This is a genomic window from Litoribacter ruber (assembly GCF_018449405.1).
Lineage (GTDB): Bacteria > Bacteroidota > Bacteroidia > Cytophagales > Cyclobacteriaceae > Litoribacter > Litoribacter ruber.
The window spans coordinates 1-16,462 of record NZ_JAHCMY010000001.1; the positions used below are offsets into that span (position 1 = coordinate 1).

General features: G+C 37.4%; 18 protein-coding genes and 1 tRNA gene. 14 read left to right on the forward strand and 5 right to left on the reverse strand.

Translation table 11 applies throughout. From position 1 onward, the window contains the following. Positions 1-1,024: 1,024 nt before the first annotated feature. The 11 genes from KI659_RS00005 to KI659_RS00055 all read left to right on the forward strand — a co-directional run bounded on the left by KI659_RS00005 (position 1,025) and on the right by KI659_RS00055 (position 9,148). Positions 1,025-1,252 (forward strand): hypothetical protein, encoded by a 228-nt coding sequence (locus tag KI659_RS00005; RefSeq protein ID WP_213943291.1) that lies wholly within the window; start codon positions 1,025-1,027, stop codon positions 1,250-1,252. A gap of 785 nt (positions 1,253-2,037) precedes the next feature. After that, complete coding sequence (locus KI659_RS00010) at positions 2,038-2,529, forward strand: hypothetical protein (protein ID WP_213943292.1); 492 nt, start codon at positions 2,038-2,040, stop codon at positions 2,527-2,529. 223 nt (positions 2,530-2,752) lie between these two features. Further along, positions 2,753-2,825, forward strand: a tRNA-Met gene (locus tag KI659_RS00015). Positions 2,826-2,994: 169 nt separating this feature from the next. Further along, positions 2,995-4,242, forward strand: a complete 1,248-nt coding sequence (locus tag KI659_RS00020) for a tyrosine-type recombinase/integrase (RefSeq protein ID WP_213943293.1) — start codon at positions 2,995-2,997, stop codon at positions 4,240-4,242. 7 nt (positions 4,243-4,249) lie between these two features. Then, entirely contained in the window at positions 4,250-4,939 is a 690-nt protein-coding gene (locus KI659_RS00025; RefSeq protein WP_213943294.1) for a hypothetical protein, read from the forward strand. Between the two features lie 81 nt (positions 4,940-5,020). Then, the gene (locus KI659_RS00030; RefSeq protein ID WP_213943295.1) at positions 5,021-5,389 is read left to right on the forward strand and encodes a hypothetical protein; all 369 of its coding nucleotides are present in this window, start codon (positions 5,021-5,023) and stop codon (positions 5,387-5,389) included. 110 nt (positions 5,390-5,499) lie between these two features. Beyond that, positions 5,500-5,922: a hypothetical protein gene (locus tag KI659_RS00035; protein ID WP_213943296.1), complete on the forward strand. Its 423-nt coding sequence runs from the start codon at positions 5,500-5,502 to the stop codon at positions 5,920-5,922. Positions 5,923-6,001: 79 nt separating this feature from the next. Further along, the gene (locus KI659_RS00040; RefSeq protein WP_213943297.1) at positions 6,002-7,357 is read left to right on the forward strand and encodes a DUF3987 domain-containing protein; all 1,356 of its coding nucleotides are present in this window, start codon (positions 6,002-6,004) and stop codon (positions 7,355-7,357) included. Then, entirely contained in the window at positions 7,344-7,730 is a 387-nt protein-coding gene (locus KI659_RS00045; protein WP_213943298.1) for a hypothetical protein, read from the forward strand. Before KI659_RS00040 ends, KI659_RS00045 begins: the two co-directional genes overlap by 14 nt. Beyond that, positions 7,718-8,284 carry a BfmA/BtgA family mobilization protein gene (locus KI659_RS00050; protein WP_213943299.1) on the forward strand — a complete coding sequence of 189 codons (567 nt, stop codon included), beginning with the start codon at positions 7,718-7,720 and terminating at the stop codon, positions 8,282-8,284. Before KI659_RS00045 ends, KI659_RS00050 begins: the two co-directional genes overlap by 13 nt. 3 nt (positions 8,285-8,287) lie before the next feature. Continuing rightward, positions 8,288-9,148 (forward strand): DUF5712 family protein, encoded by an 861-nt coding sequence (locus KI659_RS00055; protein WP_213943300.1) that lies wholly within the window; start codon positions 8,288-8,290, stop codon positions 9,146-9,148. Between the two features lie 157 nt (positions 9,149-9,305). Here KI659_RS00055 and KI659_RS00060 read toward each other — a convergent pair whose 3' ends face one another. Beyond that, positions 9,306-9,599, reverse strand: coding sequence for a hypothetical protein (locus KI659_RS00060; protein ID WP_213943301.1), 294 nt, complete (start codon positions 9,597-9,599; stop codon positions 9,306-9,308). Between the two features lie 167 nt (positions 9,600-9,766). Here KI659_RS00060 and KI659_RS00065 point away from each other — a divergent pair, with 167 nt between their 5' ends. From KI659_RS00065 to KI659_RS00075, 3 genes are read left to right on the forward strand one after another with little or no spacing between them, the layout of a single operon-like run. Then, positions 9,767-10,732 carry a hypothetical protein gene (locus tag KI659_RS00065; protein WP_213943302.1) on the forward strand — a complete coding sequence of 322 codons (966 nt, stop codon included), beginning with the start codon at positions 9,767-9,769 and terminating at the stop codon, positions 10,730-10,732. After that, positions 10,729-10,953, forward strand: coding sequence for a hypothetical protein (locus tag KI659_RS00070; protein WP_213943303.1), 225 nt, complete (start codon positions 10,729-10,731; stop codon positions 10,951-10,953). The genes KI659_RS00065 and KI659_RS00070 overlap by 4 nt, the downstream gene beginning before the upstream one ends. A 2-nt stretch (positions 10,954-10,955) precedes the next feature. Beyond that, the gene (locus KI659_RS00075) at positions 10,956-11,456 is read left to right on the forward strand and encodes a DUF6557 family protein (RefSeq protein WP_213943304.1); all 501 of its coding nucleotides are present in this window, start codon (positions 10,956-10,958) and stop codon (positions 11,454-11,456) included. Here the strand turns inward: KI659_RS00075 and KI659_RS00080 are convergent. From KI659_RS00080 to KI659_RS00095, 4 genes are all read right to left on the reverse strand, one after another. Next, the gene (locus KI659_RS00080; protein WP_213943305.1) at positions 11,453-12,190 is read right to left on the reverse strand and encodes a hypothetical protein; all 738 of its coding nucleotides are present in this window, start codon (positions 12,188-12,190) and stop codon (positions 11,453-11,455) included. The two genes, KI659_RS00075 and KI659_RS00080, sit on opposite strands and share 4 nt — an antisense overlap. Positions 12,191-12,336: 146 nt before the next feature. Beyond that, positions 12,337-13,137 carry an MltR family transcriptional regulator gene (locus tag KI659_RS00085; protein WP_213943306.1) on the reverse strand — a complete coding sequence of 267 codons (801 nt, stop codon included), beginning with the start codon at positions 13,135-13,137 and terminating at the stop codon, positions 12,337-12,339. 961 nt (positions 13,138-14,098) lie between these two features. Then, positions 14,099-14,986, reverse strand: a complete 888-nt coding sequence (locus KI659_RS00090; protein WP_213943307.1) for a carboxypeptidase-like regulatory domain-containing protein — start codon at positions 14,984-14,986, stop codon at positions 14,099-14,101. Positions 14,987-15,213: 227 nt separating this feature from the next. Beyond that, entirely contained in the window at positions 15,214-16,002 is a 789-nt protein-coding gene (locus KI659_RS00095; protein WP_213943308.1) for an ATP-binding cassette domain-containing protein, read from the reverse strand. Positions 16,003-16,462: the final 460 nt, after the last annotated feature.

Below are 16,462 nucleotides of genomic sequence, written 5' to 3' on the forward strand. Positions count from 1 at the left end.
GGACACAGCTTGTCCCGAGCAGCGGAGCGAATCGGGAGGGGGCAGGGGGATGTGAAACGTGAATTAGGAGCGGAAGGACGAAGTAAATAGCTCCGGCGTTTAGGAGTTTATTTCCCGATCATCGCTTCGCGGATCGGGAGGTTTAGGGGTTTAGAAAAGCGCGAGGCGACGCCAAATTGAATTGGTCACGAAGGACACAAAGTTTCTACGAAGTCACACAAAGTCTTCGACGCGGAGACAAATGGGTCACGCAGGGCACAAAGTTTCCACGAAGTCGCACAAAGTTCACTCTTGAAGTACGAGGTAAATAGCTTCGGCGTTTAGGAGTTTATTTCCCGATCATCGCTGCGCGGATCGGGAGGTTTAGAGGTTTAGAAAAGCGCGAGGCGANAAATGGGTCACAAAGGCGAATATGCGATTAGGTCCAAATGGTATAAATGCAGATCTGTCCTAAAAATACTTGGTACATGGTACCTAGTACTCGTACCCAAATTAGCTCCGGCGTTTAGAAGGTTATTTCCAATCAGCGCTGCGCGGATCGGGAGGTTTAGGGGTTTAGAAAAGCGCGAGGCGACGCCAAATTGAATTGGTCACGAAGGACACAAAGTTTCTACGAAGTCACACCAAGTCTTCGACGCGGAGACAAATGGGTCACGAAGGGCACAAAGTTTCCACGAAGTCGCACAAAGTTCACTCTTGAAGTACGAAGTAAATAGCTTCGGCGTTTAGGAGTTTATTTCCCGATCAGCGCTGCGCGGATCGGGAGGTTTAGGGGTTTAGAAAAGCGCGAGGCGGCGCTAGGCTGAAAGGAAATGGGTCACGAACTTGCCTGCCAGCCAAAGGCAGGGTCGAATAAGTAAAAAATAAGNACTTGCCTGACGGCAGTCAGGGTTCTCACGAAGTCGCACAAAGGCTTCTTCGCGGAGAAAAATATAAAAGCTTGAGAAAAAAGTGTCAAGTTGATTTAGAACGTGACAAGGGATCTGAGCCAATCATTCCTTCTCCCTTCGTACCTTTGCATATTATGAAAGAAATAGAAGTAAAAGATAAGCAACAATACCTCCGGAAAAACCATCCTTTTGGCAGGAAACTGGGGCTGGAGGAGAGGAAGAAGTGTATTCACTGTGATCTGGTTTTCTTGGCTGGGGATTATAAGGTGTTCAAGGACCGCAACGGGGATGAGTATATTTGCTGCCCCAATGCTCCTGAATGTGAGGGAACGGTGATTGATTGGGTTGATGTGGAGGGGTAATTAGGAAGTGGAAATAGCTTCGGCGTTTAGGAGTTTATTTCCCGATCATCGCTGCGCGGATCGGGAGGTTTAGGGGTTTAGAAAAGCGCGAGGCGACGCTAGGCTGAAAGGAAATGGGTCACAAACCTGCCTGCCAGCCAAAGGCAGGGTCGAATAAGTAAAAAATAAGTAGCACCAAGGGGAAAGGGCTCAACGGCCTTTTCGGAGTTGGAATAAATGATTTTAGGGTACCAAGTACAACGTACCAGGTACCAGGTATTCGCGGCGGAGAGTTACGTTTGGGAGGCGAAGCCTCCATTTCTATCGTCCCGAGGCGCAGCCTCGGGACAACAGTTTTGATACCCTATCCGAAGAGCGAAGCTCGGAGGGAGGGTGCGAGAATAGGGGCGGTGAATGGCTTTGCCGCATTAAATGGGCTCCCAACCAACCTATGATGATGTGGATACTTTGTACTTGGTACCTAGTACTTGGTACCCATTTACCCACGTAAATAAAAGAGGCACTAAGGGCGCAAAGTCAAAAGGAAGAGCGCAAAGGTGTTTTTGTCCACGGTCCANCATCCGAAGAGCGAAGCTCGTAGGAAGGGTGCGAGAATGAAGACGCTGGATGGTTTCATCGCGTTAAAATGGCTGCAAACCAACTTGTGGTGATGAGGGTACTTGGTACTTGGTACCTGGTACTTGGTACCCATGTCTGTGGACTATCCACTATCAACGAAAATCAGTAGTTGTCCGTATAAAATAAATATATTCCTATATTGCCTGACTTTAAAATATTCTACGGACATGAAGAAGTTTTTACTTTTCCCTCTCTTTGCTTTATTGCTGATGTTTACGGCTTGCAATGAGGCTGCGAATGAATTTGAGAATAAACTGGTTGGGACCTGGGAGTCAGCCGGATTTAATGAATATATGGAGTTGGAGTATGTGGTTGACTATATATTCAACCCGAATGGCAGCTATGAGTATAGGCATTATATGAGGGAGGAAGGAGAAAGGGAGCCTGTGGGTTTTATCATGATCGAAAGGGGGAATTACTCCTATAATGGCCATACCCTGACCAAAACGGCTACTTTTATGGCCTACAGGCCCTATGAGCAGCCATATGTGAGTGAAGATTCATTGCGGCCCTATGATGAAACTTCCTACCCTGCGTTAAACAATGCCCAGCAGATTGAATTGGTATTGCAAAATGAGAACCGGGAATTCCTAATCCCGGGAGGAATTGTAGGAGGTGATGTGATTGTGGAAGACCAGGTATTTGTAAGGGTTGATTAATTATGGTTTTATTTTGAAAATTTTTGTCGTGTGATAAATTTCTGAAAATCAAAGTAAAGGGCAGATTGTGGTGAGTAGGGTCAATTATTTTTATGCCCACCCTATTGACTTCTCAAAAAATCCCCTTACATTTGTATCACATTAAAGCAAAGGGAAACGCAAAAGGCAAAAAAATCCGGTTTTAATGAACTAAAATAGCGACAAATCAATTGTTAAGATATATCGCGGGATGGAGCAGTTGGTAGCTCGTCGGGCTCATAACCCGAAGGTCACAGGTTCGAGTCCTGTTCCCGCTACTCAGAAGGATGCCGAAAGGTATCCTTTTTTTGTTTATCGCTCTAAAAACCTTCTTAAAGCCTTTTTTTTGCACGTTTTTGAACCTCTTCGAATCTGTCAAATTTTGGGAAATTCGGGTGCATTTGTCCCCCTTTTTGTCCCCCCTGTTTTTTTTGCCTATTTTTGGCCATGATTGATTTCAAGATAAAGGCCGTTTTGAATCCCAAAGGAAAAAAATCTTCCCAAGGAGAAACGATATACTTATGTATAAATCGAAAGATCCGGCAGTATATCAACTTAGGGCTTGAAAAGATCCCGGAAAAGGCCTGGTCAGGCAAAACTTTAAAGTGGGTAAACAGCTACTACCCCTACGCAGAATCCCATAACCGCACTATTGCCAGGGCTATCCACAATTTGAAAGAGATTATAGAGGAACACTCCAGAAGAAACGAAATACTTACTTCGGAAAAGCTAAAAAAAATCTATCAAGTTAAATTTCAAGGAAAAAGAATCAAAGGAGTTGATGGCATTATGGCGCCCGGGGCAAGTGATACCATTATTTCCTATATAGACTATTTCCTGAACTCAGATCGCACATCTAAACTAGCGTATGATACTAAAAAAGTGTACCATACTTTGAAGAAGCAAATGGAACGCTTTAGGATTCACGCTTCAATGGCCGAAATAAATGAAGAGTTTATGGCCAGTTACGTAGACTTCCTCTTAAGCGAAAAGAAAGTGGGGGTTACCGTTGAAAAATACGTGGATAGGCTAAAGAAAATCTATAGGGAATATTGTGATCAATATGAAATCCCTTTTAAGGCTCGATATTTTGATAGTTTAGATATTCCTTCCGATGAAGGTTCTGGAGATATAACTTATCTCAAGGACGACCATTACAAAAAGTTGAAAGAACTTAAATTTTCCAAGGGTGAAAATAGGCTTGAAATAACAAGGGATTTGTTTATCTTACTTTGTAACACCTCTTTGCTCTATAAAGATCTAATAAGGTTAGAGCCTAAGACCGTTTTCGATGAGAATTTAATCAAGATTAATCCAGAGTATTTAGTGCTTAAGGGGGAGAGAAGAAAAAATGGAGAAAAATTTTGGATACCCCTTAATGAATCGGCTAAGCAAATTTTCTTCAAATATTACTGTGAAGATTGCCAAAATATATTTCCATCACAAATCGCCATTTCTGAACAGAAATTTAACTTAGCTCTTAAAACCCTCGCTAATAAAATTGGCTTTACGGAAAAATTATCTAACAAAGTAGGAAGGAAAACCTTTGGGACATGGGCAGATCGTCTAGGGATGGAAGAGAATGACATCAAGATGATTTTTGGCCATTCACCTGGGTCTATCCTGAAGAAGCATTACACTGAGAGAAGAACACAAGAAACATATCTTAGAATAATTGGATTAATCGAAAGATGAATTTAAAATGAAGAAAAGCAAATTAGCAATCCAATTCTTCCATGGTGAAGATTTAAAAAAAATAGGGAAATCCTTGACGGGATTCCCGCTTTACGTGATAGTAAGATATAAAAGAGCTAAAGTCACCTACACATCTCATTTTGCTGTAAGATTAGTTCGGGATAACCCATATTATTTGGACCAACTTAGAACCGATAGATCATTATTGGATAGGTTAATTGAAAAAGAAACAAATTACATCAGTTTGTTTCGTGACTATATTGAAGAAATTGTAAGTGTGACTTTTCAGCCACAAATGCTTACCCAACACGCCTCTTTAAACACTTTGTTTGTGGAAAGCATGTTGAAATATTTTAACTCATTACCCTTAATGTATGCCTTGGAGACCAAACTAAGAGAGAAATCTTCCTACGCATTTGATCTCTTAGACCAAACGCCTATTATGATTTTGCTGGGATTTTTAAAAGACACGAATTCTGAACTTTTTGATGAGCTTGTAGAAATTGGGAAATGTGATACCTTTTTCAAAGCATATGAGGATTATAGAGAGGCATTACAATCCTATCCAGAAGATGATATTAATAAGCTTCAATTCAGAATGATGAAATTTGAAAAAGCTTCAGAGTTGAATAACTTTAAAACTCAATTTGATCAAAAATTTGACGCAGAGGCACGCTTTAGAATAGCTAAAGGATAATTTTTTAAAAAAATATGTGTTCCTATAGTAACACATTTGAAATTTTAGATTAAATTTGAATCGTACGAAATATAAAATGCTATGATTCAAGAAAAAAATCCAATCCAAGAAAATGTTATCGTCTTGACCGGAGAATCCCTAAAGTGGGTTAAAGAGCACTTTAAGCTTTTGGAAAAAGTAAATGAAAAGTTTACTAGCCTAGAAGAAAAAATCACTTCTATCAAAGGTAACCAGCCTCTTGACGACCTGCCGAAATCGCCCCTGCCAGATTATTTTTCATTACCACAATTTAAGGCTAAAACAGGGTTGAAGTCTCATTATTCTATCCAAAAATTAGAAACTATCGCAGAAACTAAAGGAATGGAGTTTAAATCGATATACATTGGCAAGAGGCGATACATTCATCAGCGAGAAGTAGAACGTTTTTTTGCTGGTGAATTTAAAATATAAAAATAAAGGAGAGGACTGCCATCCTCTCCTTAAATGGAAAACTATGATTCAATTAGCTTCCTGTTCTAAGGTCTTAAACACGTCACACACACATTTAAAACTTTGCAAATATGCCCAAAAAACATGAGTTTCCCAAATGGAAGATAGATCTATTTAGGGAAAAAGTTGCAACCCTTAATGACGTAAGGGATTGCCAAAGGTTTTATAATCAGGTTTTTAAAATTACCCTTCAAAATAAAGTCCCTCTAGAAAAAAACCATATTTCTCAATTTGAAGCCTTTTTTAATTCAATCCGAAGAGGTAATCAAGATCAAGGGTTTCACAAGCTTTATTTTGTTCCTGCTTCCTTTCAAAAACGAAATATTCTCCTAGATATAGGTGAATCACTGCTGTATGTGAAATCACTAAAACTTCCTAGCTCCATTCATCCATTATATAAAATCGATGAAATCATATTTTTCCAGGCGATCCTGGAAAGGATTTCTGATCGCATATTCAAGCTAGGTTTACTTCATAAAAAGTACTTTAATTAATAATAGTTGAATTTCACTATTAAGGAAAATAGCTCCTAGAAATGGGAGGGTGGAATTCTATGCCTTAAAATTTCTACATATGACATTTAATAAACAGTTTCCTCAAATATCAACAGACCTTCAGTCAGTGTTAAGCCCAAATAATAACCAATCCTCTTTCCCATTAGATATTTACCCGAAAGAGCTTCAAGAAATCATAAACAAAGTCTCTGCTGGGAGGGGAATCCACCCTGATTACCTGGCATCAGCAATTTTGTTTTCTTATGGTTTCGCAATCGGTAATAATTGCTCAGTCTCCGTTTTGGAAAATAGCGCACAGCTGAAACCTATACTTTTTATGTGCATAATTGGCAATTCAGGATCAAATAAAAGCTCAGCCTTAAAGTTCGCAATGAGGTGGTTTTATAAAAAAGACGAAGAGCAATACCATCTATACAAAAAAGACCAGGATGCTTATGAAGCATGGCTTGAACTTGATGCTAAAGAAAGGGCAACTTGCCCTAAAGTGCCTCCGGTGAGAATGCAATCTATTTTAAAAGACACCACTCTTGAGGCCATAGGAGATGCTCTAGCAAAAAATTCCAGAGGGGTCGCGCAAATAAGAGATGAAATAGCCGGTTTTTTCCGTGATCTGAATAAATACCGATCCGGTAGTGATCTCGAAAACTATCTGGAAATGTGGTGCCAGGATCCTGTCATCCTTAATAGAGTCAGTAAAGAATCAGCTCCTATTCTAGATCCTTTCTTGATGTTGGCAGGTACAACACAGCCTAAAGTTTTTGAAAAAGCATTAAACTCAGTCTTTACAAATGGATCAGGTTTTTTTGACCGGTTCCTTTATGTATGGCCAAAGCATACTGAGAAAGCCAAGTATCAGAGAGTTAATATCCAGGAAGCTGTTGAATCTTTTGAAGAGAGTGTCAAGAAAATCTATGGTTATAGCAATGAGAAGAAGGATGTAAACATAAATTTTTCCTTTTCCCCAGAAGCAGAAACACTAATATTGGAATGGCTGAATGTCTACAATAAGGGGCTTGTGGATGGGGCAGATGAAGCTGTAGCGTCGCTTTACTCCAAATTTGATATTCATTTACAGCGGATTTGCTTAATCCTTCAATTTATTTCTTGGGCCTTTGAGGAAGGAGACCTTGAATCCATCTCTATAGAGACCACCGCCAAGGCCATAAAACTTTCGGAATTTTTCAGACGGCAATCGGAGCAGGCGTTAGACTACCTCATAAATACCGATCCCCTTGAAAGGCTTAAGCCTTATCAATTAGAACTATACCATAAATTACCGAAAAAATTTAAAACTTCTGAAGGGAAGAATATAGCTTCTAAAGTGGGTTTATCTGAAAGGACATTCTTCTATTTTCTATCCAATAACCCTCGCCTGTTCACAACTATTAAGCCCGGTGTCTATGAAAAGCTATAATCTTTTCTGCACTCTTTGCAGTTTTTGCAGAGATGTCGAAATCTGGCTGGAAAGCCAGATTTCGCCGCCAATTTACTGCACGAAGAATGCAATGAATGCAAAGTCAGGAGCATTATATTTTTCATTGAAAAGATTGGGGCCAATAGTGGGGGCTTTAGGAAAGGCAGGCTCTGAAAAGGCTATAAATGCTGGTCAAAATATAGTGTTTCTCTTAAGGGTGGTTAGGGTCTTAAAAAGGAAGGATTATATAAGCAAGTGGGAATGGGGCAGAGCCCCATTCTTTGAAAAACCAACCTTCGGATATTTCTTCCCATACCACTATAAAAATATATCAATTTGTACTTCTCAATTTAATGCAAAATGGAAAATCTAGTAAAAAACAAATCCATTCTTATTGATGGTGATCATCACCAAAAGGCAAAAAAGTTAGCTGACAATTTTAATGTTCCACTTAAGAAGTATGTCGAGGACATGATTAAATATTGCCATAAGAATGGTATCAACCCTTCAGTCATTCTCAAAGACCAGGTGGCGGAAAAATTAAACAATCTTGAAAAGCTAATAATCAAAAGCATAGAGAATAATCAGGAAGTTAAAAGCCAGCTTAATAGCTATATTTCACAACAAAACGATACCATTCAATCTGTAAAAAGGGATACATCCCAGATTAAAGGGGGGATGGATAGTGCATTGGCACAGAGGGTGGAATACCTTAGAACAAGAAACAAAGAATATTTTGATTTTCTAAAGAAGTTGTATGAGGACCAGATGGCATTTTATAACTTCATGAGGAAAGAGCATCCCAATTTTCTACAGGGTAAGACTGGAATAATCCCGAATTCCTATGTGGCTCCCTTAACCGATTTCTTGACCTCCTTTAAAACGTCCATTGAAATTACCAAAAAGTTGTTCCCAAAAAACAAATGATGTATGAACGTATCCTTTGGATCAACGGTGTTCGGTACAAAAGCTGACAAAAAGGGCTCTTGTATGAAGCTTGCTTTTTACCTTGAAAAGGAAAACGAGGGAAAAGGAGAGAATGAGAAAAGACATTTCTTTTCCCATTCCTCTGACCAGGTATCTGTGGAAGAGGTTATTAAGAGCATTGACGCCAATAAAAGAAAGTTAGGAAAAAAGGACTCAAAATATTTTCTCTTAAATATCAGCCCATCCCAGAAAGAGTTAAGATTCATTTCTAAGGGGCAGGAGGAAAAATTCCTAATGGCTTATACAAGGAATTTAATGAACAAATATGCGGAAAATTTCAGGAAAGGGCTTCAGGGGGAGGATTTAATGTATTTCGCGAAATTTGAAGAGAACAGATATGATAAAAAAACAAAAGAGCCAAAACCGGGGCTTAATTATCATGTCCACGTCATAATTTCCAGAAGAGACCTTCAGCAGAGATACAAGCTTTCTCCAGTAACTAACCACATAAACTCCAAGAAGGGAGTGATTAGAGGTGGATTTAATAGAAATAACTTTCGCCAAGCATCTCAGGAGCTTTTTGACCAAATGACCGGTTACAGCCGGAAGGTGGAAGACTCCTTCAATTTCCAAAATGAGGCACGGAAACAAAGAGTGGCTGATTGGTTGGAAAATAAACGTGAAGCCGAAGCAAAAGAAAAAGAAGCGGTGAATAAAACTCCTGATTTAAATCCCAGTTCGCCAGAGGCTCCTTCCATGCTTTGGAACTTACTCTTACCAACGGTAGACCAGGATTCATTTTATGAATTTGATGAAGAGGAGATGATTAGAAAGAAAAAGAAAAAAAGGGATATTGGACGTTAGTGAATAGCCCGTATGACATGCCCATCTACCAAGTAAATTAATCCCACCTTCCCTAAATCCCTATTTAGGTAGATACCTAAGTAGGGATTTAGGAGAATAGTTAGGTAGGTAATTAGGTAGATAAACAGGGAAGACCATAACTGAGAAAATCTTATCTCTACTCTTTCCTACTAAGATTCTTCAGCTTCTCAAATTCCGTCCAGGTAACCTCTCCTGCATTCCTTTGCCTTAAAAATTGAAACTTGGTGATATCCTCCAAATATTCAAAAGGGGGATTGTGAAGTAGGATGTTTTTAAGTCTTCCGCTTGGCTCCTCCGGAAGGTTGGCAAACCAATCCTCAATAGGGGTTTTGTGGCACGAAAGGAAGTCAATTTGAGCATGAAGCTGTTTGTGGTATCTTTCAACTATATCCAGGGCTGAAAGATACTCTGATTTTGAAACATTTTCCATGTAAAAGCTTAAAGATTAGAGTTTTTAAAAATTTCATTAAATTAAAAAATTAATTTGTTCCACCCCCGAAAATTCTGAAATAAAAAAATAGCCAGTCAATTACTGTCATTAAATTGCAGAGATATGGCATTTCTGCTTTCTTTTGCGCCATAAAACGATAGTTAATAATGAAAAACATATTTGAACATCTTAACAAGGACCAGATCGAAGACCTGATTAACCGATATTATACAGAAAAGGCTATGGATTTGATTGAAGAATTTAATCTTGATGTTTCCCCTTCTTCATTAAAAAAACATTTCCCTCCGGAGGAAGTTGGAAGGCCATGCCCACATTGTTCCACTGGTCTTTATCGTAAAAGGTTGTCAAAATCGGAATTCCAATACAGAAGCGAACCGAAGAAAGCCTACTGTCCCAACTGCAACCATATTGAAAGCGTAACCTGTCCATGTACTCAATGTGAGTTACACCGCTTCAGGATAAGAGAAGAGGAAAAGAAAATTAGGGCAGAATACATCAAAAACAAATACACCCTTGACCCTGCAAATTATCCGGTGTTTGAGGACTTGTCCTATAAGGGGAAAATAGTTTTGGGGGCTTATATGCGCGAGGGTATGTTGGAAAATTTTAGGGAGATAAAGCCGCTGAATGATTTTCTGACAAAGTTCACACCTACCAAAATCTTGGAAGAACAATATTTTTCCTTTCTCCAAAACCACAATTTTTTGGAGGTTTCTCCCCACACGGATGATAATGGGCTCTTGATATTAGACTTAGAGGGAAAAGAGGATATTCTTTTTGAGGATTATTGCAGATATAACCTTTGTATAAAAAGCCGAAGTTTAGCTACGGATAAACTTATCCAACAAATTCTAATACCTATAAAACCCACAGAAGATGAGCTTGAGAATGCTCTATTGCTTTGGCAGGAGTTAGCGATTCATGAATGCATAGATTATTATTGGGTAACCATTGATAGATTGTTTGGCAAGCCAAGGGTTGGAGAGAAAACTTTAACAGTCTTCGGTGATCTTGTGAAGAAATTCAGCGTTGCACAAATTTATAATATTATCTTTTCCTCCTCCAACTATGTTCTGAGGTGGCAAAGGGAACACCAAATTACAGGGCAGTGAATTCCTTAATTGGTAATATTCAAAGCTTTGCTGAAAAAGCAGTAATCAACAAATATACTTTAAAACCCTTTCGGAGGGATTTTCAATGCCAACAGTCAATAATGAGTAAATACTTTTTGGAAGGCGTTTTAAATCTACCTGAGGCAGGTTTTAATACTGTACCAAGTCTAGAAATAATAAAAGACAGTCTCAGCCAAAATGGAGACCAATTAGATGAATAGATATGAAACTACATGAAATAATCCAAAATTACCCATGGGGTAAAGTTAGCTCTAGTTTCCAAAAGCTTTATCCCGATCAAATAAAGAGTTTGAAAGCTTATGAGCTGGTTTATCAAAAACTAAAAGGAATGAAACCCAGTTCGTCAGACCTCCAAATGCTTATTAAAATTGATCCAGGGAAGGATAACGGAACTGATTCAGCTGAAGTAGTGGGCTATAATGAAATCCAATCTAGTTCCTTTGAAACTGAAAAAATCTATTCCTTAGAATTCCTGCCTTGGCAGGAATGGCTGGCAATGGAGATCCACCCATTTACCATATTAAATTTTAATGAGCTGGAAATATTTAGTCATGTTATTTATGAAATGACTTTTGCTGGCTTTGATGAGCATACCATCCAGCAGAAGTTTTCCCATATGGAGGAGACAGTGAAGAAGATAAAGCAGGGGGAAATTAAGGGATCAACATTATCACTAAAAGATCTCCTTGATGGGTTAGATTAGGAGTTCCCCGTAGGATCTACAATCCCAAATTCCTCAATCACCCTCAAAAGTTTTGCAGAACTGGCCACCGTGTATAGTTCAGCCAACATGGCAAAGGCTTTTTCATAAGTTCTGATCCCCTCGTCTTTGCTAGGTGAATTTAGACAATTTAGATATTGCACAAAAGCATTACTTTCATCCTTGACTAGGTGATCTATGATTTCGCTGCCATTGGTTTTTTCTTCTGGGTCCACCATGGGATTGGCACCTAGATTTAGAAGGGATATGACTTTTTTTACATTTCTTCTGGCTCCGGCGTTGATTAGCTCTATATCAATTTTTTTAAAACCATCATCCACTAATTGGGCAACTTCTAATGGGCCGTACCACTCCTCCTCCTCACCTATGGTATAGCAAAAGTGTAAATACTTCTCGTACGGCACTTCAGCAATACATTGATCCGGAAATTTTTGCTCAAGGTAAGCCAGGCATTTTATTGAGGAGTTGTAAAACTCGGAAGGGTTAATACTCAGCGATTGCAAGCTTTCCTTCCCCCTTAAGCTATACCAGGCATCTATGCTCATCTTCAGGATTTCAAAAGCTGATATAGTCACTTCTCTTCTCTGCCAATGGTCATACACTTCCGGAACGGGAAGAGTAAGGAATAAATCCTTATCCGATAGGGAGCACTTTCTTATTCCATCAAAATCGGAAAGAAATAGGCTTTTAAAAAATCCATAATCAAAATCACACATAGCCAAATTTCGTTAGAAAAATTGTTTTGAAATTAAAGACCATATTTCAGAGGAACTTCTTACCCTCGCAATTACCGGCATTGGAAACGTCAGCTCTCCTAATAAATACGCGTCATAAAAAGAATCAATTATATAAAATCCAATACCTATTGATTTTTCTTGTAGGCTTTTTTAATTTCTTGAATTATATGATAGGTTAATCCTTTCAGCATATTTATTTTAGAATAATCGACATTTCCATCCCCTTCTTGATGCAACTTAATTTCTTCAATTGTTTTAGACTTATTTTTTTCTAATCTTATGCCTATCATTTTTGCTTTCTCTAGTTTTTCAACATTCTCTTCCGACAATACGTCGGAGGACATTAGATCACGAATGATTTCATTGTTTTTTTCTATCAGTTGCTCAATTTCTTCCAATATTTTTTTCTTATTTTGGATAGCCTTAGTACTTAATTCTCTCAATTTTAAATTGCTCTCTTTCAGTACTTTAAGAAAAATCTCTAATGGTTCATAAGAATATTTGTATTCAACAGGATGTTTACACCTTTTATTTATTGCCTCCATAGCTCTACCCATTAAGTTATTGGCTATATAAAGAATAAACTTTTCAATTATATCTCTGGGAGATTCCGTAATGATTTTTTCAAATTCAGCAGGAGGGATATTTTGACCAGAATATTCAGGAAGAAAAATAGTAGTTGGAGGCAATAATTCAGTTTTAACTACCAATTGCTGAATTTTATCTTTGAAAACATCTAATTCTAATGAGTTTATAGAAACTTCATGAGCAAACTTATTTCTAATAGACCTAAATATTTCAATTTTTTTATACTCTTCAGAGGAAATTAATCCCAGTCTATAAGATATTTTTACCTTAGAGCTAAAAGAGGATAAAGGACCAACTCCACTAAACATTTCCTTGTCCAATTTTTTATCTTCGCACAAAATGAATTAAAATTTCCTTTAGAAATTCATCCAGAAATGATGCAGATACAATTACGCAAGCTCTATCAGATGCTGAAGCAAATTCAGTTTTTATAATTTCAGTATATTCAAATGGATTATTCATGTTAATTTAATTTATTATTTTTATTATTGACAACCTAGATTGTTGTCAATAATAAAACTTGAGGGGGCTTGAGTAGAGATTTAATCTAAATTATTCAATAAAACAGACTTTGAATGTGTTAGCTAAGTGTCGATAGCAGTTTTCATTATTCCTATACACCTAGGCTATTATTCTCTATTAAATTGACTATTTCACTTTTTTTATTATTAATATTTCCTAAGAGGTTAGATTAAATAATTTAAAAACCAAAATATCAATTTTTGCACTTATTTCATCTTTAATATATTCTATTTCCTGTCCTTTTTAATATTGGTAGAACTTTTTGACTAGATCGCCGATTTGATTTAACTCCTGACCAGATCGAGGTAAGGATAAGGATTTAAATTCGATGACCTTTATCTTAGGAAAAAAGGTTGTCAAACTCATTGTTAACAGATCTAAAATACCAAAAATTAATTTTGAATTCAAAATCCCTAAGTAGGAGAAATAAATGTATTCAACACCGGGTTTGGTTTTTGCAATATAATCTGTCTGGTCAACATCAAATCACGGTCAACATAAGAAGCTATTCATAATACTTTACCAGGAATCTGCCTAATTAGTAGCTTGGGGCCTTTAAAAAAGGACGGATTACGGAAAAAATGAAAATTATTTTGAAGAGCAGTCTGCATACAATATAAACACAATTGAGCAGATTGACTTATGGTATAACTACTTAAAAAATTAATCAAATCCTTCCGGAATATCCCCCAAATGCTCATTAAGAAGAAATTTTATGACTGGCTGTTTTAATTTAATCTCCCTAACCCAAAATCCTCTCCCTCATTTTGGATATTTTTACGGATCAAATACTTCTGCCTCTATCAGGATACTTGGAGAGCCAATTACCTGTTTCCATTCACCCAAGCTACTTTCCCTAGAGTACATTTTGCCAAACGGAAGCTTTACTGGAACCGTAACGATCCCAAATTCCTGTTCATCACGATAATCTAAAAACTCCATCGACACCCAAAATTTACCGTCAAGTACAATATCATGATGCTCAAATGGAACCATGTATTCGCCCTTAAACTCATTGTTAACCTCAACTATTTTCTCGAATATTCTTTCTCCTGGAAATCCTTTGGAGTCCGATCCTTCCTTGTAAACATTCACCCTAAAAACAAGATGGTCAAACTGGTTGTTAGCCAATGCGAATTTTACTGTATTTATACGAACCGATTTCTTTTTCGGGTCCACTTTGACTGCTACCTCTCTTCCAAAATTTTCAGAAGCTCTAGATTTTATGGGGTTGAATGCAAATGCAAAGCGGGATTTCAGCGTCAAGTTTCCAAATGTTTTAATTCCGATAGCTGATTCTGCTGTAACAGTAAATTCATCCAGATCAACTGCCTTTTGCTGCAGTAAAATTATCCTGGGGTTAGATTTAGGATCCATCAGTTTCTTGACCAACATCTTTTCCTTATCATATCCAAGTCTTGATATTTCAATGGTATCATTAACTGAGAGAGTATTAATACTAATCTTAAAATATCCATGAGAGTCCGATACCGTTCCTATAAACTTGTTCTTTATTCCAACATTGGTAAACGGAATGGGTGATTCAGTGTCCCGGTCAATAATTAGCCCAGATATGAAATCCTTTTGGGAAAAACAGTTGGAATTAACTCCCTGTAGAAGAAGGGTTAGGAAAGCGGCTATGGCTGGGAATTTAAATTTATACATACTTGGTATGAATTAGGATATATCACATTAAGGCCTGCTACTTACAGGACCAATAATTTGAAAATTTTATTGAAAATAATTGTTAACAATATAATCAGAGATATCAAAAATTGAATAACATTAAAACTATATAAGTGTTTTTTAGGCTTCAGGTTGATAATAAATTTAAAAATCCTAGAATGCTTTATGTTTTGATCCATACTTTGTGCCATTTGTCATGTGGAAGTTTATGCATTTAACTGTCTGTTTACCAATTCTTGGTAATATCTATTGTATGTGAGAAGCTTTTCATGATTTCCATATTCAACAATTTTTCCATTATCCAATACAAATATATTATCGGAATTTTTCACTGTACTCAACCTATGAGCTATGATAATAACCGTTCTTTTCAGGTAGAATTCCCTTAACCTTGAGACAATAATACTTTCATTGATGGTATCCAATGAGGAAGTTGCCTCATCAAATATAAGGATTGATGGATTTTTATAAATAGCCCTGGCTATTAAAATCCTTAGAATTTGTCCACCACTTAAAGCAAGCCCCTCGTTTCCTATAGGACTAAGATAACCCATAGGCAATTTAGATACAAATTCATCCAGATTTGAAATATGGGTTGCTAATTTGAATTGTCTTTCATTGAATGAATCCTTACACAATATAATATTTGATAGGATTGAGTCATTGAAAATATACCCTGATTGGGAAACCACCCCACAATGGTCTCTCCAGGAACTTGTCGAAATTTCATTCAGATTATATTCATTTTCGCCATCAGTTATCAAGCAGGCACCAGAGCTGATCTCGTAATATTTTAAGATTAGCTTTAAAATGGTAGACTTTCCGCTTCCACTAGAACCAACAATTGCGGAGACTTTTCCGGCAGGGATTTCCATATTGAGATTTTTGATCACGTTCTCCTGGGAGCCGACATACCTAAAATCGACATCTTTAAACCTAATCGAATAATTGTTGATTTTAGCCGGGAACATTTCAGGGTTTTTCTCATCTTTCATTTGTTGGATCTCCTCTAACCTTTGGAATGAAATGCGGGCATCCTGAAATTCCCTAAAAAAACCGACCAATTGAAATACTGGAGTGTTGAGTTGGCCGAATAAATAGGAGATCGCAAGCATTTCTCCAAAAGTGATATGTTTGTTTATCACCAGATAGGAACTAATGAAAGTTACTACAACGCCCAATACTGCAAACAAAAGTTGGGTGCCATTAATTTGGAACTGTTCTAACCTGAATGAGGCCCTTTCCTAAAGAATAGTCGATCGATATTGACGCCTTAAGTATTGGCTTCCGTATCTAATAAGTCTGTAGGTGAGGTAATTTTAAGAAATTAATTCTTAAAAACAAAATCTTTGTGGTTAATGCAGTAACGGCTTTTAAATCCTTAGTATTTTATGACTGTAAATGTTTTTAAGTAAAGTAAGCAATTGTTTCGATTGCTTGCTTCTTGTTGGGTTT

Excerpts from the sequence above, each read along its gene's own strand:
- KI659_RS00010 (WP_213943292.1), top strand. The coding sequence starts at position 2,038 with ATGAAGAAGTTTTTACTTTTCCCTCTCTTTGCTTTATTGCTGATGTTT.
- KI659_RS00055 (WP_213943300.1), top strand. The coding sequence starts at position 8,288 with ATGAACGTATCCTTTGGATCAACGGTGTTCGGTACAAAAGCTGACAAA.
- KI659_RS00005 (WP_213943291.1), top strand. The coding sequence starts at position 1,025 with ATGAAAGAAATAGAAGTAAAAGATAAGCAACAATACCTCCGGAAAAAC.
- KI659_RS00090 (WP_213943307.1), bottom strand. The coding sequence starts at position 14,986 with ATGTATAAATTTAAATTCCCAGCCATAGCCGCTTTCCTAACCCTTCTT.
- KI659_RS00040 (WP_213943297.1), top strand. The coding sequence starts at position 6,002 with ATGACATTTAATAAACAGTTTCCTCAAATATCAACAGACCTTCAGTCA.
- KI659_RS00025 (WP_213943294.1), top strand. The coding sequence starts at position 4,250 with ATGAAGAAAAGCAAATTAGCAATCCAATTCTTCCATGGTGAAGATTTA.
- KI659_RS00020 (WP_213943293.1), top strand. The coding sequence starts at position 2,995 with ATGATTGATTTCAAGATAAAGGCCGTTTTGAATCCCAAAGGAAAAAAA.
- KI659_RS00080 (WP_213943305.1), bottom strand. The coding sequence starts at position 12,190 with ATGTGTGATTTTGATTATGGATTTTTTAAAAGCCTATTTCTTTCCGAT.
- KI659_RS00045 (WP_213943298.1), top strand. The coding sequence starts at position 7,344 with ATGAAAAGCTATAATCTTTTCTGCACTCTTTGCAGTTTTTGCAGAGAT.
- KI659_RS00095 (WP_213943308.1), bottom strand. The coding sequence starts at position 16,002 with ATGAAAGATGAGAAAAACCCTGAAATGTTCCCGGCTAAAATCAACAAT.
- KI659_RS00035 (WP_213943296.1), top strand. The coding sequence starts at position 5,500 with ATGCCCAAAAAACATGAGTTTCCCAAATGGAAGATAGATCTATTTAGG.
- KI659_RS00060 (WP_213943301.1), bottom strand. The coding sequence starts at position 9,599 with ATGGAAAATGTTTCAAAATCAGAGTATCTTTCAGCCCTGGATATAGTT.
- KI659_RS00050 (WP_213943299.1), top strand. The coding sequence starts at position 7,718 with ATGGAAAATCTAGTAAAAAACAAATCCATTCTTATTGATGGTGATCAT.
- KI659_RS00065 (WP_213943302.1), top strand. The coding sequence starts at position 9,767 with ATGAAAAACATATTTGAACATCTTAACAAGGACCAGATCGAAGACCTG.
- KI659_RS00030 (WP_213943295.1), top strand. The coding sequence starts at position 5,021 with ATGATTCAAGAAAAAAATCCAATCCAAGAAAATGTTATCGTCTTGACC.
- KI659_RS00075 (WP_213943304.1), top strand. The coding sequence starts at position 10,956 with ATGAAACTACATGAAATAATCCAAAATTACCCATGGGGTAAAGTTAGC.